This window comes from Streptomyces sp. NPDC047525 (assembly GCF_040643025.1).
Lineage (GTDB): Bacteria > Actinomycetota > Actinomycetes > Streptomycetales > Streptomycetaceae > Streptomyces > Streptomyces durmitorensis.
The window spans coordinates 145,513-169,901 of record NZ_JBEYTL010000006.1 but is presented as its reverse complement, the minus strand read 5'-3'; the positions used below and the strand labels follow the sequence as shown (position 1 = coordinate 169,901).

Genomic DNA, 24,389 nt, shown 5'->3' with positions numbered 1-24,389 from the left:
CTGCGGCTTTGGCATGCTGGAGGGCATGAGCAACCTCGGCACCATCTCGGTCATCTTCGATCTCGACGGCACACTCGTGGACAGCGAGCCGAACTACTACGAGGCTTCGCGCGAGCTGCTGGCCGAGCACGGCGTCGAGTACACCTGGGCCGACAACGAGCAGTACGTGGGCATCGGCACCCAGGAGACCCTCGCCACCTGGAAGGACCGGTACGGCATCGGCGTACCGGTGGCCGAGCTGCTCACCGAACTCGACCGGCGCTATCTCGCGCTCGCACGCGCCGACACGCACGTCTTCCCGGAGATGCGGAAGCTCGTCGAGCAGTTGCACGAAGCGGGGGTGCCGATGGCCGTGGCCTCCGGGTCCTCGCGGGCGGCCATCGACGCGATCCTCGCGGGCACCGGCCTCGACACGCACCTGACCAGCGTCGTCTCCGCCGACGAGGTCGCGCAGGGCAAGCCCGCGCCCGACGTCTTCCTGGCCGCCGCCGCGCTCCTCGGCGCCGAGCCGGCCGACTGCGTGGTCCTGGAGGACGCCGCCCCGGGCGCGACTGCGGCGCACGCGGCGGGCATGCGCTGCATCGCGATCCCCTACGTCACCGCCCACGCGGACGCACCCGCTTTCACCGCGGCGGATCTCTTCCTGCCGGGCGGACAGGCCGAGTTCACCGCGCGGGCGGCCTGGGACTACCTGGCGTCGGTGTCGCGACCGTAGCCGTCGCCGGACGCGTAGGCGCAGACGTAGGCATCGCCGCGGCCCGTTCCGCCAGTTCCGTCTTCTTGATCTTGCCGGTCGCCGTGAGGGGCAGCTCGTCCAGGATCTCCACCACGGGCACCTTGTACGTCGCCATGGAGGCCGCCGCCCAGGTCCGCAGCTCCTGCGCCGTGACCGCGCTGCCCGCCACCGTGCGGATGTACGCATGAGGCCGCTGGCCCGTCTCCGCGTCCTCGACGGCCACGACGGCCGCGGCGACGACATCGGGGTGGCGGGCGAGCAGGGTCTCGACCTCGGCGGGGAAGACACTCATGCCCTTGACCTTGATCATGTCCTTGTCGCGGCCCAGGTAGTGCAGGCAGCCGTCCTCGTCCAGGCGCCCGATGTCGCCGGTGTGCAGCCGGCCGTCGCGCAGGGCGGCCGCCGTTGCCTCGGGGGCCCGCCAGTAGCGGGTGAGGACCGAGGGGCCGCTGACCGTGATCTCGCCGGGCTCCCCGATCGGCAGCGGTTCGCCGGTCGCGAAGTCGAGGATCAGGAAGTCGGTGCCGGGCACGGGAAGGCCGCAGAACGTCGCGTCGCCCGACAGGTCGTGGTCGCCGTCCTGGAAACCGAGCGTGTTGGTGTCACTGGTGTGGGTCTCGGTCATTCCGTACGAAGCCTCGCGCAGCACGCTGTCCGCGCCGACGGCCGCGCGCCAGCGGGCCCGCAGTTCGGGAGTGAGCCTGCGGATGAAGGACACGGTGAGCGGGGACGTCAGCGAACTCAGGTCGTGGCGCGCGAAGTCGGGGTGGGCGAGGAGTTCGAGGTAGTTCTCGACCGTTCCCGCCATGGTGGTGACCTTGTGGCGCGCGACCGCCGCGAGCACGGCGGACGGGTCCCAGCGCGGCAGCAGCACGCTGGTGCCGCCGGAGACGAGCGGGGCGAGGATCCCGAGGTTCTCCCCCGCGATCCAGAAGACCGGCAGGAAGCAGAGCGAGACGATGCCGTCGTCCGACGGCCGTGGCCCGCGGCCGTTGTCGAGCGCGGTGGCCGTGTAGACCATGTGCCGCTGGGTGTGTTCGCAGCCCTTGGGCATTCCGGTGGTGCCGCCCGTGTAGTTGAGGGCGGCGAGCGCGTCCAGGTCGTCGGCCGTCCGGCCGAGCGGCGCGTGCCCGACGGCGGCATCCCAGGCCGCGCTGTCGTCGGCGACGAGGACGTCCCGTACGGCCGTCCCCGCGCGCACCTCGTCGAGCAGACCGACCAGTGAGCTGTGCGTGACGACGATCTCGGGCCCGGCATCCCGCAGTTCGTGGCTCAGCTCCGCCGCGCGGAACATCGGGTTCACCGGCACATGCACCGCACCGGCCCGCAGCACGGCGAGCATCGCGATCACGAACTGCGGGCAGTTGGGCAGCTGCACGCCCACCCGGTCACCGGGCCGCACACCCCGCGCGTCGAGCCAGCCCGCCAACCGGTCGGTGCGCTCGTCGAGTTGGCGGTACGAGATGACCTCGTCACCGAAGACCAGCGCGGCCCTCTCCGGCGCGGTCCGCGCCCAGTGCTCCACATGCCCCGGCACGGTGCGCAGTCCCGCGCGGTGCTCCGCGGTGTCCTGCTGACGTCCGCGCCGCGCCCTGTCCTGGCGGGCCCGCAGGTCGCGCAGCTGGTCCTCGGCGCGCAAGCGCAGCGGCCGGTCACCGGCAGGCAGCGGCTGGTCATCTGTACGCATGGGGGCGGCTCCTCAGCGTGGGGGATCGACTCCGAGCAGGTGCAGGAACATGGCGGTCACATCGCGCACGGCCGCGTCGTACGTCTCCGGGGCGGCAGCCGTGAGCCGGGCGAACTGGATGCTCATGCCGCCGACCGCGCGGGCCACGGCGAGCGGATCGGCGACGGGCCGGGCCTTGCCCTCGGCCGCGAGCCGCCGGATGTAGCGGGCGGAGCGGTGGACGGGGCGCTCCTGGGTCTCCTCCCACAAGGCGCGCACGTCGTCGTCGGTCTGCGCCTGCTGCTCCAACAGCCGCAGCAGCGGCAGGTGTTGGGCGTACGCGGCGATGAAGGCGGCGGTGGAGGCCGCGACGACCTCGCGGGCGTCGTCCCGGTCGACGCCCGGCACGTCCTGCGCGGCGAGGAACGCGTCCCGTACGCGCACCGCGAGGACGCGGAAGATCTCCTCCTTGGACGCGAAGTACACATAGAAGCCCGCCCGCGAGACCTCCGCCTCCGCCGTGATGTCGGCGATCGTCGTCGCCCCATAGCCGCGCCGCGCGAACACGGCCTCGGCGGCGTCAAGGAGCCTCCCGTGGGCCGGGGCGTCGGTGCGGTCGCGGGCGGTGCGGGTCGCCCAGGGCTGCTGATGTCGTGCCACGCGGCGAGCTTATTGACGTTGACGCCAATGTCAATGAGCATGGCGGCGCCGGATACTTCAGGAGGGCTTCATGGGTGCTGCCGCCGTACTCGTCGCGAACCGCGGGGAGATCGCCGTCCGCGTTCTGCAGGCCGCCGCGGAGGCCGGACTGCGGACCGTCGCCGTGTACGCCGAGGACGACGCCGCCGCGCGGCACGTTCAACTGGCCGACGAGGCGCAGCCGTTGGGCGGCACGGGTCCGGCCGCGTATCTGGACGCGGAGGCGGTGCTCGCGGCGGCCCGGCGCTCCGGGTGCGAACTGGTCCACCCCGGCTACGGCTTCCTGAGTGAGAACGCGGACTTCGCGGCGCGGTGCGCGGAGGCCGGACTGCGGTTCGTGGGGCCGTCCCCCGAGGTGCTCGGCCTGTTCGGGAACAAGGGCCGGGCGCGTGCGCTCGCCGAGCGGCTCGGGGTGCCCGTCCTGGCGGGCACCCAGGGACCGACGAGCCTGGCCGATGCCGCCGCGTTCCTTGCCGGGCTCGGCCCTTCGGGCGCGGTGATGGTGAAGGCCATCGGTGGCGGAGGCGGGCGCGGCATGCGGGCCGTGCGCCACCCGGACGAGCTCGCGGACGCCTGGGAGCGCTGCCGCTCCGAAGCCCTGCAGGGCTTCGGGCGTGCGGAGTTGTACGTGGAGGAGCTGCTGACCGGCGCCCGCCACATCGAGGTCCAGATCCTCGGCGACGCGACCGGCGAGGTCACCCACCTCTGGGAGCGCGACTGCAGCGCCCAGCGCCGCCACCAGAAGCTCGTCGAGATCGCTCCGGCGCCCGGACTCCCCGTGGCCGTCCGGGAGCAGCTCCTTTCCGCCGCCCTCCGCATGGCCCGCGCGTGCGGTTACGTGGGCCTCGGCACCTTCGAGTTCCTGCTGCACGGCTCGGAGTTCCACTTCATCGAGGCCAACCCGCGCCTCCAGGTCGAGCACACGGTCACCGAGGAGGTGACGGGCGTCGACCTCGTCGTGACGCAACTGCGCCTGGCCACAGGCGATTCGCTCGCGTCACTCGGCCTCTCGGGCCCTCCGCCCGAGCCCCGCGGCTACGCCCTCCAGGCGCGCGTCAACGCCGAGTCACCGACGGCCGACGGCACCGCGCTCCCCTCCACGGGCACGCTCACCCGCTTCGACGTGCCGACGGGCCCGGGGGTGCGTGTGGACACCGCGGCGCGCAACGGCACGGAGATCGGGGCGCGTTACGACTCGCTGCTCGCGAAGGTCATCACGCACGCGCCGCACGGGGACTTCGCGGCGGTCTGCGAACGCGCGTCGCGCGCGCTCGCGGACTTCGCAGTCGAGGGCGTACACACCGGAATTCCGCTGCTCCGCGCGCTGCTCGCCCACCCGGGTTTCACCGCGGGCGGCGCGCACACGGGCTTCGTGGCCGAGCACATCGCGGAGCTGCTGCCCGAAGAGCCTCCCCAGGTGCCGCCGCAGGCGTTCTCGGGCGATGCGCCGATCACCGCCCCCATGACGGGGACGGTCGTCGGTGTCGACGTGGCGGTGGGCGAACAGGTGTCGGCAGGGCAGCAGTTGCTCGTGCTCGAAGCGATGAAGATGGAGCACGTGCTGCGCGCGGACGCCTCCGGAACCGTGACCGCCCTGCACGCGCGCGTGGGCGACACGGCGGCAGAGGGCCACCCCTTGGTGACGGTGGACGCGTCGGCCGCGGGCGAAGGATCCATGGCACACGCCGAGGAGGCCGCCGACCCGGACACCATCCGCCCCGACCTGGCCGCGACCCTGGCCCGGCACGCATTCGGCCTGGACGAGCACCGCCCCGACGCCGTCGCCAAGCGCCACCGCATCGGGCGCCGCACGGCACGCGAGAACATCCAGGACCTGTGCGACGACGGCACGTTCACGGAGTTCGGCGCCCTCGCGATCGCGGCACAGCGCCGCCGCCGCTCCCTCGACGACCTGATCGCGTCGACGCCCGCCGACGGCATGGTCACCGGCACGGGGCGGATCGACGGCGTGCGGTGCGTGGCGATGTCGTACGACTACACCGTGCTGGCCGGCACCCAGGGCCTGCAGAACCACCGCAAGACGGACCGGATGCTCCAGCTGGCCGAGGAACGCCGGCTGCCCGTGGTGCTGTTCGCGGAGGGCGGCGGCGGACGCCCCGGGGACACCGACACGACGTCCGTCGCCGGACTCGACGTGACGACGTTCCACCAGATGGGCCGCCTGAGCGGCCAAGTCCCTTTGGTGGGCATCGCGTCGGGGCGCTGCTTCGCGGGCAATGCCGCCCTGCTCGGCTGCTGCGACGTGGTGATCGCGACGCCGGAGGCGAGCATCGGCATGGGCGGCCCGGCGATGATCGAGGGCGGCGGCCTCGGTGTGTACCGCCCCGAGGAGGTCGGCCCCCTGTCCGTCCAGGTGCCGAACGGCGTCGTGGACATCGCGGTGGCGGACGAGGGCGAGGCGGTGCGGGTGGCGCGGAAGTACCTCGCCTACTTCTCGCACGGCGACCTCTTGTACTCCCCTGGGGCGGGCCCCGGTTGGGAGGCGCCGGACCCGCGGCTGCTGCGGCACGCGGTTCCGGAGAACCGGCGGCGCGCCTATGACGTGCGGGCCGCGATCGAGGGCATCGCGGACACGGACTCGGTCCTTGAACTGCGGCGCGGTTTCGGCGTCGGCATCGTCACGGCTCTCGTACGCGTCGAGGGCCGGCCGATGGGGCTGCTCGCCAACAACCCGGGACACCTGGGCGGGGCGATCGACCGCGACGCGGCGGACAAGGCGGAACGCTTCCTGCGGCTGTGCGACGCGTTCGGGCTCCCCGTCGTCTCGCTCTGCGACACACCGGGCTTCATGGTCGGCCCGGACGCCGAACGGACCGCCACCGTACGGCACTTCGCCCAGCTCTTCGTGACCGGCGCCCAGCTGCGCGTGCCCCTGGTGAGCCTGGTGCTGCGCAAGGCGTACGGGCTCGGCGCGATGGCCATGATGGGCGGCTCCACCCGCGCACCCGTGGCCACGGCGGCGTGGCCCAGCGGCGAGTTCGGGGGCATGGGGCTCGAGGGCGCCGTCCGTCTGGGCTACCGCAAGGAACTGGCCGCGATCGCCGATCCCGAGGAGCGCCGGCGGGTGTTCGACGCCCATGTCGCGGAGTTGTACGAGCACGGCAAGGCGGTGAACGCCGCGGCCGCGCTGGAGATCGACGCGGTCATCGACCCGGCGGAGTCGAGGAGTTGGATCCTTGCGGCGCTGGAGGGGGCGGGCGGGGGCGGGACTCGGGCGTAGTCGCTTGGCGGGGGCGGAGGCTCGGGCGTCGTCGCTTGGCGGGGCGGAGGCTCGGGCGCCACGGCGCCGCGTGTCCTGTCGCCCACAGCGTCGCTGACCAGCTGAATCTTGCTGGTCAGTCCACCCCCAGGATGCGGGAGAGTCCGTAGTCGAAGCGCTCGTCGAAGGAGGTGTCCTCGAAGTACGCGGCGGCTCGGGACAGTGAGGGGTACTCGCCCGTGTCCAGCCGTCGCGCGAACGCCTGACCCATCGCGTCAGGAAGCGCCTGTTCCTCCTGAGCCAGCCCCAAGGCGAAGTAGACAAGGCTCCAGCCGGTCCAGACCGCCTCACGTTCCGCAAGACCACCGGCCAGCAGCGCCTCGGTCATCAGGTCGGCGAAGCGGAGCGTGGCGGGTTCGGCGGCGTACGTACCGGCCACGATCCTGGCCCCGTCCCGGTGGGCCAGCAGGGCGCGGCGGTAGCGGTGGAGCAGTTCGCGGACCCGTGGTTCCCAGGGCTCGGGCAGTCCGTCCACCGGCGCCCCGGCCACGATCGCGTCCGCCATCAACTCCGACAGCCGCGCCTTGGTCTTCGCGTGCCAGAGCACCGTGTTCATCCGGACGCCGAGCCGGTCCGCGATGCCGCGGATCGAGAGCCCGTCCGCGCCTTTCTCCTCCAGCAGTTCCAGGGCCGCTCGCACCACCGTTGCGGGGTCGAGCCGGGTCCGGGCGAGATCCGCCGCTTGCTTCTTGGTCACCGACCTAGTCTACTGGGCGCACCGCGTCTTGGTCACTGACCAAGAGATTCATGAGGAGCTGCCATGGAGCACGAGCACGTAGTCATCGCAGGAGGCGGCCCCACCGGGCTGTGGCTGGCCGCCGAACTGCGGCTCGGCGGGACGCCCGTCACCGTCCTGGAAACTCGCCGCGAGCGGGATCCCCACTCCAAGGCCCTCACCATCCATCCGCGCACGCTGGAGGCCCTGGCCACCCGGGGCGTGCTGGAGCCCTTCCTCGCGGAGGGGCGGCGCATCCCCAGCGGCCACTTCGGCGGGCTCGACGACCGGATGGACTTCGGGGTCCTCGACACCCCCTACCCCTTCACACTCGCCCTGCCGCAGGCCCGCACCGAGGAGCTGCTGGAGGAGCACGCGAATGCGGCCGGAGCCACCATCCGGCGCGGGCACCAAGTGACCGGACTTGCCCAGGACGAAGACGGGGTGAGCGTCGAGGCAACCGGCCCTGACGGCCCGTACACACTGCGCGCCGACTACATCGTCGGCTGCGACGGCACCCGAAGCACCGTGCGCGAGGCGGCGGGCATCGACTTCCCCGGCAACGACGCCACCACCTGGGGCTTCCTGGGCGACGTCGTCCTGGACAACCCGCCGCAGGAAGCGGTGCTGGCCATGTCAGGCCCGACCGGCGGCGTCATGATCGTCCCGCTGCCGGGCGGCATCCACCGGATCGTCGGCGGCGACCCGGACAGTACCGGCACCGGCCACCCCGGCGAACTCACCCTCGACGTGCTGCGCGCCAAGGTGACCCGGATCGCCGGCACCGACTTCGGCATGCGTGACCCGAGCTGGCTCTCCCGGTTCGGCAACGCCACCCGCCAGGCCGCCGAGTACCGCAGGGGCCGTGTCCTCCTCGCGGGCGACGCGGCGCACATGCACTACCCGGCCGGAGGCGTGGGCCTCAACGTCGGCATCCAGGACGCCACGAACCTCGGCTGGAAACTGGCCGCCACCGTGGCAGGCACCGCCCCCGCCGGACTCCTGGACAGCTACCACGCCGAACGCCACCCGGTCGGCGCCGACCTGCTGCGCAGCACCCGCGCCCAGACGGCACTGATGAACGCCTACTCGACGGAGGGCCAGGACCTGCGCGCACTCCTGAGCCAACTCATCGTCACCGTGCCCGAGTTCTCCCGAAGCCTGGCCGAACGGCTCTCCGCACTGGCCGTCACCTACCCGGGCCCCGCACACCACCACCCCCTGACCGGTCACCGCGCACCCAACCTCGCACTCGGTGACAGCACGGACCTCTTCACACTGCTCCGGACCGGCCGCCACGTCCTGCTGCACTTCACCGGCACCCCGGCGCCGCCCGCCACCCCGCACATCGTCACGCACACAGCACACCGGCCCGACCCACGCCCTGCCTGGTCCACCGTGCGTGCCGCGCTCATCCGCCCCGACGGCCATGTCGCCTGGGCGAGCGAACAGCCCGACGCCGAAGTTCTGCGGGCCGAGGCGCACGCGGCGGCAGCCGCGACTCACCGCTGACCAGGACGCCGTCGACGTCCACGGCGCGCGGCCGCAGCTCAGTACATGATCCCCACGAGGCCGTCCCCCTGCTCGGCGCAGACGAGCCCTCCCGCACAGCAGGCGCCCCAACCGCCGGATCCAGGACCGACCAGGGTCACCCGCTCCCAGTGCTCCGCCGTCGGCGTGGCCCGCGAGAGGCGCAGGCCCAGCTCGTCCACCGCCATCTCGGCCGGCGGCGGGCCGCCGGGCGAGGGGATCCCGGGCAGCACGGCCGCGATCTCCGCGGCGGGATAGCCGAACAGGTCGATGTCGTCCCAGGCCACGGGAGTCGACTCCGGGCCGTCCGCCTGGGCCCGCGCCTGGATCTCCACGCGGGCGAGCCGGTCCGTGGCCCCGGGCCCGCCACCGCCGAATCCCAGGACGACGCCGCCGAGCTCGGCGTCGAAGCTCCAGTCCGGTTCGAAGAGGAGGCCGCCGAGCCAGGCGTCGTGCGCGTGCCGAAGCTCCGCGTACTGGTCCAGGGTCAGCCCCATGCACTGCCGGTGGTGCGTGACCCTGTCGGGCGGCAGCAGTTCCAGGACCTCGCCGGGTGTCATCCCGAACTTCAACAGTCCAGCGCCGCCCGGCAGTTCTACGCCGACTTCTCGCAACAGCTCCAACATTGCACCATTGTTCACCCGTTGACCCAGGTGGCAAGGGTGTTCACGGGATCACACAGAAACCGGTGCGCGGTCGCAGATCAGGACTGGGGACGGCTGCCGTGGTTGGCCGCGTGCTTGCGGCGTGCCTTCTTCTTGCGGCGTCGCTTCGATGACATGCGATTCCCCTCTCACCAGGTTCGCCAGGCCAGTATCGGCATTTAGGACATTTTCTACCGTTTCATACGACGCCACGACCGGCGACTGGGCTGGCTCCGGCCGGGTCGGGCTGGGCCGAGATCACCTCGCCGCATGCGAACAAACTGTTCACAACGAAGCGTTGACAACATGGCGAGTGCCATCGACGCTGATCTCATGTCCTCGACTCCGGAACAGCAGCACGCCGAGACCGACCCCTTCAGCCCCACCCACCCGGACCAGGTGCGCGCGGGCCGCGCCCACACCTCCCTGTTCCGCATCGCGGAGCGGCACGCGGCCACCGACGAGCAGCGGCGCCGTCAGGCCCACGCCACCACGATCGGCCCGTACGAGGCGGCGCGGCTCGTGACGTTCCTGCTGAGCGGGATCGCGCAGCCCGATGAGGACGAACCGGAGGTGGACCACGCGGACATCACCGCGGCGCTGACGCTCATGCCGACGGCGCGCGGCGAGATGGACGAAGTGGAGGCCGGGCTCCTTCAGATGGCGCGCGGTCGCGGCATGACCTGGCCGGAGATCGCCTTCGGGCTCGGCCTCGGCACTCCGCAGGCGGCGCGGCAACGCTACGAACGGCTGGTCGGCCGTACGTCGATCGACCCGGAAGCTACTCCCCAGGGCCAGTAAGACGCTCCACGACGGTCTCCCCGATCCCGGCGAACGCCTCGATCTGCTCCGGGGTCAGGAGATCCACGAAGTGCCTGCGCACGGACTCGACGTGCGGCACGGCCGCGGCCTCGATGGTGCGCACCCCCTTGTCCGTCAGCGCGACGAGAGCACCCCGGCCATCGGTCTCGCACTCCTCGCGCACGACGAGACCGCGCTGCTGCATGCGGGCCAGGTGGTGGGACATACGGCTTCTGGACCAGAGCATGCGGTCCGCCAGTTCGGTGATCCGGCGGCGGTGACCGGGGCTCGCGCCCAGGTTGGACAGCACGTCGTAGTCGGGCTCGGAGAGGCCGCTGTCCTTGGCGAGGTCGCGCGCAAGCTGGGCGTTGAGCAACAGCGTCATCCGCCGGTACGCCTGCCAGGCGCGCTGCTCGCGATCCGTCAGCCACCGTGGGTCCTGGTTCACGGGTCCACCCTACCCAGCAACGGTTGACACGTCACCTACATCGCCTAGAGTCATAGGTGACACGTCAACTAGGTAGCCCTGACCGGCTGGAGGCAGAGGGTGGTGCAGTCGCCGTGACCACTGCCCAAGCGTCGACGTCCAGAATGACGCGCCGCCTTTCGCGGCTGTTCACGGGCCTCGTCCTGTTCGGCGTCAGCCTCGCCCTGATGATCGACGCGGGCCTGGGCGTCCCGTCGTGGGACGTCCTCCACCAAGGCGTGGCGCGCAGCTCCGGCCTGCCCTTCGGCTGGGTGGTGAACGGCGTCGGCGCCCTGGTCCTGCTCGCCTGGATACCGCTGCGCGTGCGTCCGGGCATCGGGACGATCAGCAACGTCCTCGTCGTCGGCCTGGTCGCCGACGCGGCACTCGCCGTGCTGCCTTCGCCCGGTGACATCGCGGTGCGTGTGCCGCTGCTCCTGGCGGGCATCGCGCTCAACGCGGTGGCGACCGGACTGTACGTGGGAGCGGGGCTCGGCCCCGGCCCCCGTGACGGCCTGATGACCGGCCTCGCGCGGCGTGGCATCTCGATCCGGGCCGCGCGCACGGCGATCGAGGTCCTCGTGCTCGCGACCGGCTGGCTGCTCGGCGGCACGGTCGGCGTGGGAACGGTCCTGTTCGCCGTGGCCATCGGCCCGCTGACCCAGCTCTCGCTGCGCCGTTTCGGCCTGACCTCACCTGACGCCCTGACGCCCTCACCTGGCGACCCAGCCGTCTCCGCCTGACCTCACTCACCTGACGACCCAAGGGATCCGCGACCATGGCCACGCACCGCCTGCACATCGTCTCCGCCAGTACCCGCCCTACGTCGGCGGGGTGCCCCCTGGCCCATTGGGTGACGGAACGCGCCCGCGTACACGGGGAGTTCGAGCCCACCCTGATCGATCTCGGCGAGGTCGCCCTGCCCTTCCTCGACGAACCCGAGCACCCGTCCGAAGGCCGTTATCTCCACCAGCACACCAAGAACTGGAGCGCGACGGTCGGCGCGGCCGACTCCTTCGTCTTCGTCATGCCGATGTACAACGGCGGCTTCAGCGCCCCGCTCAAGAACGCCATCGACTTCCTCCACCAGGAGTGGCAGGGCAAGCCGGTGGGCCTGATCAGCTACAGCGCGGGAACCTCCGGCGGCGCCCCCGCCGTCGAGATGCTCCGCCCCGTGCTCGACCGGGTGGGCCTGCGCCCCGCGCCGAGGTCCCTGTCGGTCCCCGGCATCGAGGACCACCTCACGCCCGACCGGCGGTTCCGCGCGACGCCCGCCCTCACCGGGGACGCCGACGCGGTGCTCGACGCGGTGGCGACGCTGCTCACGCCGCCGCGTCCGCGTGCCGGAGCCACACGTAGCTGACGGGCTGCGGGGCGTTCCACTCCGCGGCCAGAGCGGGGTCGACCTGCCGGAACCCGGCCGCGCGATAGCAGCGCAGGGCCGCGGAGTTCTCCGGATGGACACGCATGAAGATCTCCGCGAACCCGGCCCGCAGGGCCAGCTCGGTCAGCCCCCGCACCAGCACGCGCCCGGCTCCCTCGCCACGGGCGCCCGGCGCGACGATGATCCGGGCAAGCTCCGCTTCCCCCTCCTCGGCGTCGCACCAGACCTCCCCGTAGCCGACGAGCCGCTCCCCTGCCGTGAGCACGCACCCGCGCACATCCCCGTCCAGCTGCCACCCGGCGATCACCCGCGCGGCCACGGGAAAGTCCCGCAGCCCGCACCACAGGGCCACCTCACCGGCCGAGGCCGGCCAGCTCGCCACGGTGGCCGCATCCGCCACGGCGAAGGGCCGAAGCTCCATGTACGATCGCTCCCGCCATGCAGATGAATGACAACTACACCAGTCTCGTCGCGGTCGGCGACTCCTTCACCGAGGGCATGTCGGACCGGCTGCCCGACGGCAGCTACCGCGGCTGGGCCGATCTGCTCGCCGCCCGGATGGCTGCCGCCTCCCCCGGTTTCCGGTACGCGAACCTCGCGGTGCGCGGGAAACTCATCGGACAGATCGTGGCCGAGCAGGTGGACGTCGCCGCCGCGATGCAGCCCGATGTGATCACCCTGGTGGGCGGCCTCAACGACACGCTGCGCCCCAAGTGCGACATGGTCCGCGTACGCGACCTCCTGGAGGAGGCGGTGGAACGCCTCGCCCCGTCGTGCAAGAAGCTCGTCCTGATGCGCAGCCCCGGCCGGAACGGGCCCGTGCTGGCGCGTTTCCGCCCGCGCATGGAAGAGCTCTTCGCGCACATCGACGAGCTGGCGGTGCGGCACGGCGCCACGGTCGTGGACCTGTACGGATCGGCCGCGCTCGGCGACCAGCGCCTCTGGGACGTGGACCGGCTGCATCTGACGCCCGAGGGACACCGCCGGGTCGCGGAAGCGGTGTGGCAGTCGCTCGGCTACGCCCCCGAGGACGACTGGAACTCCCCGCTCCCGGCCACCGCCCCGCCCAACTGGACGGCGCGCCGCATCGCAGACGCCCGCTTCGCCAGGCAGCACCTCGCCCCATGGATCGCCCGCCGCCTCACCGGCCGCTCCTCCGGCGACGGCCTCCCGGCCAAGCGACCGGATCTGCTGCCTTACGAGGATCCGTTCGCGTAAGCGGGCTCCGCGAGGCGACGCGATGATGTTGCGGCTCGGAGGCGCTAATCGGCTTTCTTCCAGTCCTTACAGTCACCCGTCTGAAACGCCTTGTCCCCGGGTGAGATCGTTACGGTTGCCGGCCCCTTGGTGACGCCACTGGTGATGATGTCGCCGGCGTCCCCGGAGGTGCCTTTCAGGCGTGCCCAATAGCAACTGTCGATGTCACCGTCGGCGGGTCCCGCCGTGCGGTAGGTGCCCGGCTTGATCTCAGTTCCGACGACGAATGTGCCGTCGCCGGGTATCCCGTCGCCGGCCGATTCCTCTTCTTCGGACGCGGAGGCGCTGGGCTTCGGCGTGGATTCGGGCATCACGCTCCCCGTCACCGTCTCCGTCGCGGTGACCGTTGCGGACGACTTCGCACCCTCACCGGAGTCCGACCCTCCAGTCACCGCGGCCACGATGACGGCGCCGATGGCGAACCCGGCCACGGCCGCAGCGCCATGGGTGAGCCAGCCTCGCCGAGAACGCGGCGCTCCCGGCGGTACCGCTGCTCCCCAACGCAGGGGCCCTCCGGGCGGCCCCGGAGGCGAATCCCCCTGGCTTCCCCGCGGCGTCTTGTCACTCATTCCTTCAGGTTCCGCCCCGCCCTGCCATCCCGCACGCGGAGCCCTTCGCAGACTCTGACGAGCAGGGCGGGGTACCCATCTCCGTCAGCCGCAGGCACATCGCGCACGACAGCGCTCTACTCCTCCACCTCGTCCTCGAAGTGCAGGGCGATGGACTGCAGCACGTCCGCCGACGTCACGTCGGTGCGGCCCTCGTCGTGCGCCTCCGCGAGCTGCGCGAAGGAGAAGGCGAAGGCCGATGTGATCTGCTCGATGACCGGGCTCAGTTCGCGGCCCACCACCTCGGCGACCTCGATGGGGGTGGCGTCGGCGGGGATTTCGATGCGCGGCAGCATCTCCTCCAGCATCGTGCCGACCGCGCCGCTGGGTTCGACCTCGCCGTCCGGGTTCTCGCGTACCTGTCGGCGCATCTCGATCGCCTCGGTCAGGATGCCGACGACTCTTTGGATGATCTCGCGCTGCTCCATACGTCGAAGCCTAGACGTACGTGGATCACGAGAGCCGGAGCACGCCCGGGTGGACCGCCCGCCATCCCCGCCATCGGTGGGCCCTGAGGGCGAGTTGGGTGGTGGCGTGGTCCATGTGCCCCGGTCCGGTGAGCGGCTTGGGGCGACCGGCCGTTGTCAGTGCCGGGTGACACGATCTCCGGACCTCAACACATTCGGGAGCGCGCATGGGTACCTGGGACGTCGGACCGTTCGACAACGACACCGCGGCTGATTTCTGCGGGGCTCTCGACGACGCGTCTGACGGTGACCGGCTCGGCCTTGTCCGTGCCGCTCTGAGCGACGCCGCCGGTGCCGACGAGGATCTGGACGCCGACGTCGCGCAGACAGCCGTGGCCGCCGCCGCTCTGGTGGCCGCGCAGTGTCCCGGCGGGGAGCCCGTCGACCCCGTCTACGGGCCGGAGCAGCCGCTTCCCGGCCTCCTGTCGCTGCGCACGTCGGCGCACCAGGCTCTGGACCGCGTACTGTCCGACGACTCGGAGCTCCTCGAGCTGTGGTCGGAGTCCGACGGGGAGCCCTGGCGAAGGAGCGTCGAGGCGTTGCGGCGAGTCCTCAGGGCGCCTGCCGAATAGTCGTCACGGCGCGCACGCACTGCGCGCTCTTCTCGCACACCGCGCACCGCGGCCTGGACGATGCTCCAATGACCTGCGCTTTCCGGACTGTACGGACGGTCAAAGAGCAGGTCGGACGGCAGGTAAACTCCGTACACGTGACTGCCGCGCCTGCAAAGCCCCGTATCCCGAACGTCCTCGCCGGGCGTTACGCCTCCGCCGAGCTCGCCACCCTCTGGTCGCCCGAGCAGAAGGTCAAGCTGGAGCGTCAACTCTGGCTCGCCGTCCTGCGGGCCCAGAAGGATCTGGGCATCGAGGTGCCGGACGCCGCCCTCGCCGACTACGAGCGCGTCATCGACGACGTCGACCTCGCCTCGATCGCCGAGCGCGAGAAGGTCACGCGCCATGACGTGAAGGCCCGCATCGAGGAGTTCAACGCACTCGCCGGGCACGAGCAGGTCCACAAGGGCATGACCTCCCGTGACCTGACCGAGAACGTGGAGCAGCTGCAGGTCCGGCTCTCCCTGGAGCTGGTGCGCGACCGCACCGTCGCGGTGCTCGCGCGGCTCGGGAAGCTCTCGGGCGAGTACGCCGAGCTCGTCATGGCCGGCCGCTCGCACAACGTCGCCGCGCAGGCGACGACGCTCGGCAAGCGTTTCGCGACGACCGCCGACGAGCTGCTCGTCGCGTACCGCCGCGTCGACGACCTGCTGCGCCGCTACCCCCTGCGCGGCATCAAGGGCCCCGTCGGCACCGCCCAGGACATGCTCGACCTGCTCGGCGGCGACGCCGAGAAGCTCACCGAGCTGGAGCAGCGGATCGCCGGGCACCTCGGCTTCGACCGCGCCTTCACCTCGGTCGGCCAGGTCTACCCGCGCTCGCTCGACTACGAGGTCGTCACCGCCCTGGTGCAGCTCGCGTCCGGGCCCTCCTCGATGGCCAAGACGATCCGGCTCATGGCCGGGCACGAGCTCGTGACCGAGGGCTTCAAGCCGGGCCAGGTCGGCTCGTCCGCGATGCCGCACAAGATGAACACCCGCTCCTGCGAGCGCGTGAACGGCCTCACCGTCATCCTGCGCGGCTACGCGTCGATGACCGGCGAGCTCGCGGGCGACCAGTGGAACGAGGGCGACGTCTCCTGCTCGGTCGTACGCCGTGTCGCCCTGCCGGACGCGTTCTTCGCGCTCGACGGGCTCCTGGAGACCTTCCTGACCGTGCTTGACGAGTTCGGCGCCTTCCCTGCCGTCGTCGCACGCGAGCTGGACCGCTACCTCCCCTTCCTCGCCACGACCAAGGTCCTGATGGCCTCGGTGCGCGCGGGCGTCGGCCGCGAGGAGGCCCACGAGGCCATCAAGGAGAACGCCGTCGCCTCCGCGCTCGCCATGCGCGAGCAGGGCGCCGAGCGCAACGAACTCCTCGACAAGCTCGCCGCCGACTCGCGGATTCCGCTGGACCGTGCCGAGCTCGACGAGCTGATGGCCGACAAGCTGTCGTTCACGGGCGCGGCCGGTGACCAGGTCGCCGTCGTCGTCGCCCAGATCGAGGCGCTGCTCAAGGAGCACCCCGAGGCCGCTGCCTACACCCCGGGCGCGATTCTCTAGTTCCGTCCGGAGTCTGGAGTTCCGTCCGGAGTTCCGGACGGGACGCCGCTCGTCCGCTGCCGCAGCGGGAGCCGAGGCCTGATGGCCTCGGCTCTTCCGCTACAGGCCGATGTCCCTGCTGCGGAAGTCCTCCAGCGACTCGCGCCGCACCAGGAGCCGCGCGTGCCCGTCGGCCGCGGCCACCACGGGCGGGCGCCCGACGAGGTTGTAGCCGGACGCCATGGAGAGGTGGTAGGCACCCGCCACCGGCACGCCCAGGATGTCTCCCGGCCTTACGTCGCCCGGCAGTTCGATGTCGGAGGCCAGCACGTCGCCCGCCTCGCAGTGCCGCCCGACGACGGTCACCGGCGCGGACGGCACCATGGAGCGCCGGCCGATCAGGCGCGGTGCGTACCGCACGCCGTACAGCGCGGGCCGCGGGTTGTCGCTCATCCCGCCGTCCACGGCGACGAAGGTGCGTCCGCCGGTGCGCTTGACGGCGAGCACGCGGTAGAGGGCCACCCCTGCGGGGCCCGCGATGGCACGCCCCGGTTCGATGAGCAGCTTGGGCACGGTGAGCCCGGCCGCCGCGCAGCTCTCGATCAGTTCGCCGCGCACCTTGCGGGCGAGCGCGGTGATGTCGAGGGCCGCCTCGCCGGGCCGGTAGGCGATGCCGTGGCCGCCGCCCAGGTCCAGCTCGGGGAGGGTGACGCCGTGCTGTTCCTTGATGCGGGCCATCAGGCCGACCAGTCGGCGTACGGCGGCGAGAAACGGCTTGTCGGTGGTGATCTGCGAGCCCACGTGGCAGTGCAGTCCGGTCAGTTCGAGGCCGTGCTGGTCGATGATGCGGGCGATGGCGTGCTGCGCCGAACCGTCGGTGATCGACAGGCCGAACTTCTGGTCGTCGGTCCCGGTGCGGATCTTGGCGTGGCCGCCCGCCGCGATCCCTGGCACCACCCGGACCATCACCTTCTGGCGGCTGCCCGGCGGCACGGCCGCGGCGAGCCGCGCGATCTCGGAGGCGCTGTCGATGACGATGCGTCCGACGCCGAGCCGCAGCGCGGCCTCCAGGTCGTGCGGGCTCTTGGCGTTGCCGTGCAGCACGATGCGCTCGGCGGGGAAGCCCGTGGTGACGGCCAGCTCCAGCTCACCGGCCGAACAGACGTCGAGCCCGAGCCCTTCCTCCGCCACCCAGTGGGCCATCGCGCGGCACAGGAACGCCTTGGCGGCGTAGAGCACTTCGGCGTCGGGGAAGGCGTGCAGGTAGGTGCGGCAGCGTGTGCGTACGTCGCCTTCGTCGATGAGGTAGGCCGGGGTGCCGAAGCGTTCGGCGATCTCGGTGAGCGGTACGCCGCCGACGGCGAGGTCGCCGTGGGCGAGACGCACGGTGGACGCGGGCCAGACGGACAGGTCGTCGTCGGCGGTGGCGTCCGGGGTCACGGGTTCGTGCAGGGTGGTCATGGGCAGGCTCTCTCTTCGCCTCGTCCTGTGGCTGATGCTGTGGTGGCTGCTGCTGTTCCTGTGCCGCTGGTGCTCAGCGTCCTCAGCCGATCCAGGTGGTCAGGGCGCCGACCAGCGCCGCGGCCCCGGTGACGCGCAGCGCGCCGACCGCCTGCGGGTCCCACTCGCGCCAGGCGGGGGTGCGCCGCCGGGGTGCTTCGACGGGGTGCGCGGCGAGCCGCGGGTCGACGGTGACTTCCTGGACCCCGAGCGGCTCGGTGAGCGCACGCAGCGCGGGCTCCGAGAGCCTGATCCAGGCCTGGCGGTCGCCGAGGGCCGCGCTCAGGCGCTGAGGGGTCGTGAAGGCGACGGCGGTACGGCCGCCGACGGGCGTGCGGAACAGGCGGGCGACGCAGCCCGCGGGTCCCGGCCGGACGGGGACGAAGAGCGGTCCGGCCGGGCCGGGTTCGGAGGGCTCGGGGTCCTCGCCGCACTGGGGCTCTGCCATGGGATTCCTCCTTGAGGGTCCTGGCCCCCGGGCCCGGGCAGAACCCGGGGGCATGTGGTGACGCTATGCCCGGCGCCGGGTGTCTCCTGCCCCTCCATGACGCGACATTGACGGTCATACGACCCCCGTTGACGAGGGCTTGACACCAGGACGTGCGGGGATGCGGCACACTCCGCATGACTGTGCCGCAGAGGCCCCGTTCCGGGCGCCCGCGCCGCAACACACCCTGGAGGACCGTCCCGTGATCCAGCTTCCGCCCCACAAGCTGCCCGCGCTCGCTCGCTGGTTCCCCGCCGGGTCACCCGGTGTGGCCTCCTTGCCCGAGCACGCGTTCACCACCGGTGTGGGCACGTGGTGGGCGGACCGGGTGCTGAATCCGCGTGTCGTGGCCGTCAGTTGTGCGGGGCACGTCCTGCTGCGCGGCGCCCCGGAGGCCGTTGACCCCGCGGGCCTAGCTCCCTTCGCCGGCAGCCATGTCGGGGCCCTGGCCCGCTTCCTTCCCGTACTCGGCGCCGCGTTCGACCGCATCGTGCCCGCCGAGCGCATGCTCTACGTGCACCGCGAACCCGTGTCCGCGCCCCAGCCGCCGCGGAGCTTTGCCGTGCGGCGGCTGGTCGGCGCCGACGCCCCCGCTCTCGCCGCGCTCACCGGTCAAGTTCCCGACACCTCCTGGATCCACGACAGCTGGGGCGGTCCCGAAGGGCTCGCCGCCTCCGGCCACGGCTGGGCCGCCTTCGACCGGGACGGCCGGATCGCCACCGTCGCCTGCGGCTACTTCGCCGGTGACACGTACGAAGACGTCGCCGTCGTCACCGCGCCCGAGCACCGCCGCGAGCGCCTCGCCCTGGCCTGCGTCACCGCCCTGTGCGGGGACATCGCCGCCCGCGGCCACACCGCGAGCTGGTCCTGCGCGCGCGACAACCGGCCGAGCCGCCTCCTTGCCTGGACCGCGGGATTCCGGCTCCATCGCGAGTACGTCCACTACGTCACCGGAAGACCGGCGGCGCACCCCGCGTCCAAGGCGAGCGCGAGCCCGAAGCCGAGCCCGAGCCCAAAGCCGCAGCCGCAGCCGCTGCCGCACCAGGATCTCGGCGTGAAGCCCTTCCGCGAGCCTGTCGGCGGACGTCCCACCCTTGCCCTGCCCGACAGCCTCAGCACCCCGGAAGGCGTCGCCTGACATCAGGCGGACGTCAACGCGGCCGGGCGCGGCATCAGCGGTGCGTCAAGGGTCGAGCGCGGCGGCACGGGGCCCCGCGAGGCGCCCCTAGCGTCGCCTCATGGCCCGACGTACGACGCGCCCCGCACGGCGCATCCCCGGCGCTCCCCCGGAACGCGTTCCCTGGGCGCACGACAGCACCTGGGCCGGTGACGCCCGCTCGGCGGCCGCCTGTTCGCTCCTGCTCCTCGGGCTGCTGCTCGCGCTCGACGCGGCGGTCGGCAGGCTCACCGTCTGGCGTGCGCTGCTCTGGCTGGGTCTCGGCGTGCTCCTGTTCGCCGTCCTCACTCCGCCGCGCGTGGCGGCGCGGGACAGGACCCTGGTCTCGCGCGGGCCGCTGCGTGTCCGGTCGGTGCGCCTCGATCAGCTCGTCGCGGTGCGCCGGTCCGACGGCATCTCGCCCCGCCTTGCGCTGCGGGACGCGGCCGGTGGCGAGGTCGTGCTCGATCCCGAGGTGCTCGTCGTCAACCCGGAGCTCTGGCACCTCGTGTCCGACGGCGCCCGCGCATCAGTGGCCTGCGGCTCGCTCCTGTGCGGGGCGACCGCCCTGCGCCGGCTCTCGGAACGTATCGACCGCGATACGGCCGAGGGGGTCTTCAGGGCCTCTGGCCTGGAGTGACTCCGGAGCGGGCACGGAGAGGCCGGGGTCCGCTCCCCGCCGTAGCCGCCCGCCCGTTCGAGATCAAGAGCGTCCGGAGGAGGCCAAGGTCACAGCCCCACACGGCACCGGGTGCCAGGGGTTCCGCCCTAGCATCATGCCCATGACGGTCCTGCCTGACGACGGGCTTTCCCTGGCCGCCGAGTTCCCTGATGCGACCCATGAGCAGTGGCAGCGCCTGGTGGAAGGCGTACTGCGCAAATCGGGTAAGGACGTATCGGGGTCGGCCGCGGAGGAAGCGCTGTCCACCGCACTCGAGGACGGGCTCAGCACCCGCCCCCTGTACACCGCCCGCGAAGCCGCGCCCGACGCCGGCTACCCGGGCTTCGCCCCCTTTGTCAGGGGCGGCACCGCCGCAGGCAGTGCCGCGGCCGGCTGGGACGTACGGCAGCGGCACGCGACCGCGGATCCCGCGGGCACGAACGAGACCGTGCTCGCGGACCTGGAGAACGGCGTCACCTCGCTGTGGCTCGGCGTGGGCCCCGGCGCGCTCCCGGTGTCCGGCATCGAACGCGCCCTCGACGGCGTCTTCCTCGACCTGGCGCCCCTCGCCCTGGACGCGGGCAGCGAAGTCGGCCCCGCGGCACGCGAGTTGTTCCGTCTCTACGAGGAGCGTGGCATCCCGAAGGACACCGCGCGCGGCACCCTCGGCGCGGACCCCCTCGGCCACGAGGCCCGCACCGGCGAGCGGCTCGACCCGGCCGCCGCGGTCGAACTGGCCCGGCAGTGCGGGCAGGAGTACCCGAACCTCCGCGCGCTGGCCGTCGACGCCCTGCCCTACCACGAGGCGGGCGGCTCGGCCGGGCAGGAGCTCGGCGCCTCGCTCGCCACGGCGGTCGCCTACCTGCGCGAGCTGACCGAGGCGGGGCTCACGGTCGAAGCGGCCTGCGCCCAGCTGGAGTTCCGGTACGCGGCCACCGCCGACCAGTTCCTGACCATCGCCAAGCTGCGGGCCGCGCGGCGGCTCTGGGCCCGGGTGGCCGAGGTCTGCGGCGCCCCGGACGCGGGCGCGCAGCGCCAGCACGCGGTGACCTCGCCCGTGATGATGTCGCGCCGCGATCCGTGGGTGAACATGCTGCGGACGACGGTGGCCTGCCTCGGCGCGGGCGTCGGCGGCGCCGACTCCGTGACGGTCCTGCCCTTCGACCACTCGCTCGGCCTGCCGGACGCGTTCGCGCGCCGCATCGCCCGCAACACCTCGACGATCCTCCTGGAGGAGTCGCACCTCGCCCGCGTCATCGACCCGGCGGGCGGCTCCTGGTACGTGGAGCGGCTCACCGACGAACTGGCCCACGCGGGCTGGGAGTTCTTCCAGGAGATCGAGCGCGCGGGCGGCCAGGCCGCGGCCCTGCGCTCCGGCCTGATCGGTGAGCGCCTCGCCGCCACCTGGGCCAAGCGCAGCGCGAAGCTGGCCAAGCGGCGTGAACCGATCACCGGCGTCAGCGAGTTCCCGAACCTGACGGAGCGTCCGGTCGAGCGCGTGGCCCCGCCCGCCCCCGAGGCGTCGGGCGGCCTGCCGCGCGTCCGCCGCGACGAGGCGTACGAGATCCTGCGCTCCCGCTCGGACGCCCACCTCGCGTCGGCGGGGGCCCGCCCGCGGGTGTTCCTCGCCGCGATCGGCCCCGCCGCGGCGCACACCGCACGGGCCTCCTTCGCCGCGAACCTCTTCCAGGCCGGCGGCATCGAAGCCGTCCACGACCCGGTGTCGGTGGACGCGACGACGGCCGCCGACGCGTTCAAGGCGAGCGGTGCCACGGTGGCGTGCCTCTGCTCCAGCGACGCGCTCTACGAGGAGCAGGCCGAAGCGGTCGCCGAAGCGCTCAAGTCGGCAGGCGCGCAGCGGGTGTTCCTCGCGGGACGCCCCGCCGAGACCACCGAGTACACAGCCGTCGACGCGTACGTCTTCGCGGGCTGCGACGCCGTGTCCGTGCTCTCCTCCACCCTCGACCACATGGGAGTGGCGTAATGGCGATCCCCGACTTCTCCGGCGTCGGCCTGACGCCGGACGCCTCCCCCGAGGTCTCCAAGGAGCAGGTCTCCAAGGACCAGTGGCGCAGCGCCGTCAAGGAGACCACCGGCAAGGCGGACGACGACCTCCTGTGGGAGACCCCGGAGGGCATCGCGGTCAAGCCGCTGTACACCGGCGCCGACCTCGAAGGCCTCGACTTCCTGGAGACGTATCCGGGTGTGGCGCCGTACCTGCGCGGCCCCTACCCCACGATGTACGTCAACCAGCCCTGGACGATCCGGCAGTACGCGGGGTTCTCCACCGCCGAGGAGTCCAACGCCTTCTACCGCCGCAACCTCGCGGCAGGCCAGAAGGGCCTCTCGGTGGCCTTCGACCTGCCGACGCACCGCGGCTATGACAGCGATCACCCGCGCGTGACAGGTGACGTCGGCATGGCGGGCGTCGCGATCGACTCGATCTACGACATGCGTCAGCTCTTCGACGGCATCCCGCTGGACAAGATGACGGTGTCGATGACGATGAACGGCGCGGTGCTCCCCGTACTCGCCCTCTACATCGTGGCCGCCGAGGAACAGGGCGTGGCGCCCGAGAAGCTGGCCGGGACCATCCAGAACGACATCCTCAAAGAGTTCATGGTCCGCAACACCTACATCTATCCGCCCAAGCCCTCGATGCGGATCATCTCCGACATCTTCGCGTACACCTCGCAGAAGATGCCGCGCTACAACTCCATCTCCATCTCCGGCTACCACATCCAAGAGGCGGGCGCGACGGCCGACTTGGAGCTGGCGTACACCCTCGCGGACGGCGTGGAGTATCTGCGGGCCGGTCAGGAAGCGGGCCTGGACGTCGACGCGTTCGCGCCCCGGCTCTCCTTCTTCTGGGCCATCGGCATGAACTTCTTCATGGAGGTCGCCAAGCTCCGCGCGGCGCGCCTGCTGTGGGCGAAGCTGGTCAAGCAGTTCGACCCGAAGAACGCCAAGTCGCTCTCGCTGCGCACCCATTCGCAGACCTCGGGCTGGTCGCTCACCGCGCAGGACGTGTTCAACAACGTCACGCGTACGTGCGTCGAGGCGATGGCGGCGACCCAGGGCCACACCCAGTCGCTGCACACGAACGCCCTCGACGAGGCGCTCGCCCTGCCGACCGACTTCTCCGCGCGCATCGCCCGCAACACCCAGCTGCTCATCCAGCAGGAGTCGGGCACGACGCGGACGATCGACCCGTGGGGCGGCAGCGCGTACGTCGAGAAGCTGACGCACGACCTGGCGCGCCGCGCCTGGCAGCACATCGAGGAGGTCGAGGCGGCGGGCGGCATGGCGCAGGCCATCGACGCGGGCATCCCGAAGCTGCGCGTCGAGGAGGCCGCGGCCCGTACTCAGGCGCGGATCGACTCGGGGCGCCAGCCCGTCATCGGCGTCAACAAGTACCGCGTGGAGACCGACGAGCAGATCGACGTCCGCGCGGTCGACAACTCCTCCGTCCGCAACCAGCAGATCGCCAAGCTGAAGCGCCTGCGCGAGGAGCGCGACGAGCAGGCTTGCCAGGACGCCTTGCGGGCTCTGACGGCGGCGGCCGAGCGTGACCCCGGTCCCGGCCTTGAGGGCAATCTCCTCGCCCTCGCGGTCGACGCGGCGCGCGCGAAGGCGACCGTGGGCGAGATCTCCGACGCCCTGGAGGCCTCGTACGGGCGTCATGCGGGCCAGATCCGTACGATCTCCGGTGTGTACCGCACCGAAGCAGGCTCGTCCCCGTCCGTGGAACGCACCCGCACGCTCGTCGGGACCTTCGAGGAGGCCGAGGGGCGCCGTCCGCGCATCCTGGTCGCCAAGATGGGCCAGGACGGCCACGACCGCGGCCAGAAGGTCATCGCCACCGCCTTCGCCGACCTCGGCTTCGACGTGGACGTCGGCCCGCTCTTCCAGACGCCCGCGGAGGTCGCGCGCCAGGCCGTCGAGGCGGACGTGCACATCGTCGGCGTCTCGTCGCTCGCCGCCGGACACCTCACCCTCGTACCGGCGTTGCGTGCGGAGCTCGCCGCCGAGGGCCGCGAGGACATCATGATCGTGGTGGGCGGCGTGATCCCGCCGCAGGACGTGCCGACCTTGCTGGAGATGGGCGCCGCGGCCGTCTTCCCGCCCGGCACGGTGATCCCGGACGCCGCGTACGACCTGGTGAAGCGGCTGGCGGCCGACCTCGGCCACGAGCTGTGAG

23 protein-coding genes are annotated in these 24,389 nt (G+C 72.1%); 13 read left to right on the top strand and 10 right to left on the bottom strand.

Going from position 1 to position 24,389, the window contains the following annotated elements; genetic code table 11:
• The first annotated feature begins 25 nt into the window (after positions 1–25).
• A complete protein-coding gene (locus ABZ833_RS18940; protein WP_361047929.1) occupies positions 26–715 on the top strand; it encodes an HAD family phosphatase in 690 nt (229 codons plus the stop codon).
• Here the strand turns inward: ABZ833_RS18940 and ABZ833_RS18935 are convergent.
• The gene (locus ABZ833_RS18935; RefSeq protein ID WP_361047926.1) at positions 666–2,423 is read right to left on the bottom strand and encodes an AMP-binding protein; all 1,758 of its coding nucleotides are present in this window, start codon (positions 2,421–2,423) and stop codon (positions 666–668) included. The genes ABZ833_RS18940 and ABZ833_RS18935 overlap by 50 nt on opposite strands.
• A gap of 12 nt (positions 2,424–2,435) precedes the next feature.
• A complete protein-coding gene (locus tag ABZ833_RS18930) occupies positions 2,436–3,062 on the bottom strand; it encodes a helix-turn-helix domain-containing protein (RefSeq protein WP_361047923.1) in 627 nt (208 codons plus the stop codon).
• Positions 3,063–3,132: 70 nt separating this feature from the next.
• On the opposite strand from ABZ833_RS18930, the gene ABZ833_RS18925 reads away from it, so the two are divergent.
• Positions 3,133–6,342, top strand: a complete 3,210-nt coding sequence (locus ABZ833_RS18925; RefSeq protein ID WP_361047920.1) for a carboxyl transferase domain-containing protein — start codon at positions 3,133–3,135, stop codon at positions 6,340–6,342.
• A gap of 115 nt (positions 6,343–6,457) precedes the next feature.
• On the opposite strand, the gene ABZ833_RS18920 is transcribed toward ABZ833_RS18925, so the two are convergent.
• Positions 6,458–7,078 (bottom strand): TetR/AcrR family transcriptional regulator C-terminal domain-containing protein, encoded by a 621-nt coding sequence (locus ABZ833_RS18920; protein WP_361047918.1) that lies wholly within the window; start codon positions 7,076–7,078, stop codon positions 6,458–6,460.
• Positions 7,079–7,141: 63 nt separating this feature from the next.
• Here ABZ833_RS18920 and ABZ833_RS18915 point away from each other — a divergent pair, with 63 nt between their 5' ends.
• A complete protein-coding gene (locus ABZ833_RS18915) occupies positions 7,142–8,608 on the top strand; it encodes an FAD-dependent monooxygenase (RefSeq protein ID WP_361047915.1) in 1,467 nt (488 codons plus the stop codon).
• A 38-nt stretch (positions 8,609–8,646) separates the two neighbouring features.
• Here the strand turns inward: ABZ833_RS18915 and ABZ833_RS18910 are convergent, their stop codons facing one another.
• Positions 8,647–9,252: a hypothetical protein gene (locus ABZ833_RS18910; protein ID WP_361047912.1), complete on the bottom strand. Its 606-nt coding sequence runs from the start codon at positions 9,250–9,252 to the stop codon at positions 8,647–8,649.
• Positions 9,253–9,603: 351 nt separating this feature from the next.
• Here ABZ833_RS18910 and ABZ833_RS18905 point away from each other — a divergent pair, with 351 nt between their 5' ends.
• Positions 9,604–10,071 carry a DNA-binding protein gene (locus tag ABZ833_RS18905; RefSeq protein WP_361047909.1) on the top strand — a complete coding sequence of 156 codons (468 nt, stop codon included), beginning with the start codon at positions 9,604–9,606 and terminating at the stop codon, positions 10,069–10,071.
• Here the strand turns inward: ABZ833_RS18905 and ABZ833_RS18900 are convergent.
• Entirely contained in the window at positions 10,052–10,519 is a 468-nt protein-coding gene (locus ABZ833_RS18900) for a MarR family transcriptional regulator (RefSeq protein WP_249591364.1), read from the bottom strand. The genes ABZ833_RS18905 and ABZ833_RS18900 overlap by 20 nt on opposite strands.
• Positions 10,520–10,662: 143 nt before the next feature.
• Between ABZ833_RS18900 and ABZ833_RS18895 the strand changes: the two genes are divergently transcribed.
• Positions 10,663–11,280, top strand: coding sequence for a hypothetical protein (locus tag ABZ833_RS18895; RefSeq protein ID WP_361048741.1), 618 nt, complete (start codon positions 10,663–10,665; stop codon positions 11,278–11,280).
• A 35-nt stretch (positions 11,281–11,315) separates the two neighbouring features.
• Positions 11,316–11,900 (top strand): NAD(P)H-dependent oxidoreductase, encoded by a 585-nt coding sequence (locus ABZ833_RS18890; RefSeq protein ID WP_361047904.1) that lies wholly within the window; start codon positions 11,316–11,318, stop codon positions 11,898–11,900.
• On the opposite strand, the gene ABZ833_RS18885 is transcribed toward ABZ833_RS18890, so the two are convergent.
• Positions 11,860–12,342: a GNAT family N-acetyltransferase gene (locus tag ABZ833_RS18885; RefSeq protein WP_361047901.1), complete on the bottom strand. Its 483-nt coding sequence runs from the start codon at positions 12,340–12,342 to the stop codon at positions 11,860–11,862. The genes ABZ833_RS18890 and ABZ833_RS18885 overlap by 41 nt on opposite strands.
• A 17-nt stretch (positions 12,343–12,359) precedes the next feature.
• On the opposite strand from ABZ833_RS18885, the gene ABZ833_RS18880 reads away from it, so the two are divergent.
• Positions 12,360–13,139: an SGNH/GDSL hydrolase family protein gene (locus tag ABZ833_RS18880; RefSeq protein ID WP_361047899.1), complete on the top strand. Its 780-nt coding sequence runs from the start codon at positions 12,360–12,362 to the stop codon at positions 13,137–13,139.
• A gap of 44 nt (positions 13,140–13,183) precedes the next feature.
• Here the strand turns inward: ABZ833_RS18880 and ABZ833_RS18875 are convergent, their stop codons facing one another.
• A complete protein-coding gene (locus tag ABZ833_RS18875) occupies positions 13,184–13,609 on the bottom strand; it encodes a hypothetical protein (protein ID WP_361047896.1) in 426 nt (141 codons plus the stop codon).
• Positions 13,610–13,863: 254 nt separating this feature from the next.
• Positions 13,864–14,214: a hypothetical protein gene (locus tag ABZ833_RS18870; RefSeq protein WP_351172320.1), complete on the bottom strand. Its 351-nt coding sequence runs from the start codon at positions 14,212–14,214 to the stop codon at positions 13,864–13,866.
• Positions 14,215–14,420: 206 nt separating this feature from the next.
• Here ABZ833_RS18870 and ABZ833_RS18865 point away from each other — a divergent pair, with 206 nt between their 5' ends.
• Positions 14,421–14,825: a DUF4259 domain-containing protein gene (locus ABZ833_RS18865; protein WP_361047891.1), complete on the top strand. Its 405-nt coding sequence runs from the start codon at positions 14,421–14,423 to the stop codon at positions 14,823–14,825.
• Positions 14,826–14,962: 137 nt separating this feature from the next.
• A complete protein-coding gene (purB, locus tag ABZ833_RS18860) occupies positions 14,963–16,405 on the top strand; it encodes an adenylosuccinate lyase (RefSeq protein ID WP_249591359.1) in 1,443 nt (480 codons plus the stop codon).
• A gap of 99 nt (positions 16,406–16,504) precedes the next feature.
• On the opposite strand, the gene lysA is transcribed toward purB, so the two are convergent.
• On the bottom strand, positions 16,505–17,845 hold the full coding sequence (gene lysA, locus ABZ833_RS18855) for a diaminopimelate decarboxylase (RefSeq protein WP_361047888.1): 1,341 nt from the start codon (positions 17,843–17,845) through the stop codon (positions 16,505–16,507).
• Positions 17,846–17,927: 82 nt separating this feature from the next.
• Entirely contained in the window at positions 17,928–18,332 is a 405-nt protein-coding gene (locus ABZ833_RS18850) for an SAV_915 family protein (RefSeq protein WP_361047885.1), read from the bottom strand.
• Positions 18,333–18,573: 241 nt separating this feature from the next.
• Between ABZ833_RS18850 and ABZ833_RS18845 the strand changes: the two genes are divergently transcribed.
• From ABZ833_RS18845 to scpA, 4 genes are all read left to right on the top strand, one after another.
• A complete protein-coding gene (locus ABZ833_RS18845; RefSeq protein WP_361047882.1) occupies positions 18,574–19,509 on the top strand; it encodes a GNAT family N-acetyltransferase in 936 nt (311 codons plus the stop codon).
• A 100-nt stretch (positions 19,510–19,609) separates the two neighbouring features.
• Positions 19,610–20,167, top strand: coding sequence for a hypothetical protein (locus ABZ833_RS18840; RefSeq protein WP_361047880.1), 558 nt, complete (start codon positions 19,610–19,612; stop codon positions 20,165–20,167).
• A gap of 142 nt (positions 20,168–20,309) precedes the next feature.
• Positions 20,310–22,172, top strand: a complete 1,863-nt coding sequence (gene mutA / locus ABZ833_RS18835) for a methylmalonyl-CoA mutase small subunit (RefSeq protein WP_361047877.1) — start codon at positions 20,310–20,312, stop codon at positions 22,170–22,172.
• On the top strand, positions 22,172–24,388 hold the full coding sequence (scpA, locus tag ABZ833_RS18830) for a methylmalonyl-CoA mutase (RefSeq protein ID WP_361047874.1): 2,217 nt from the start codon (positions 22,172–22,174) through the stop codon (positions 24,386–24,388). Before mutA ends, scpA begins: the two co-directional genes overlap by 1 nt.
• The last annotated feature ends 1 nt before the right edge of the window (position 24,389 follow it).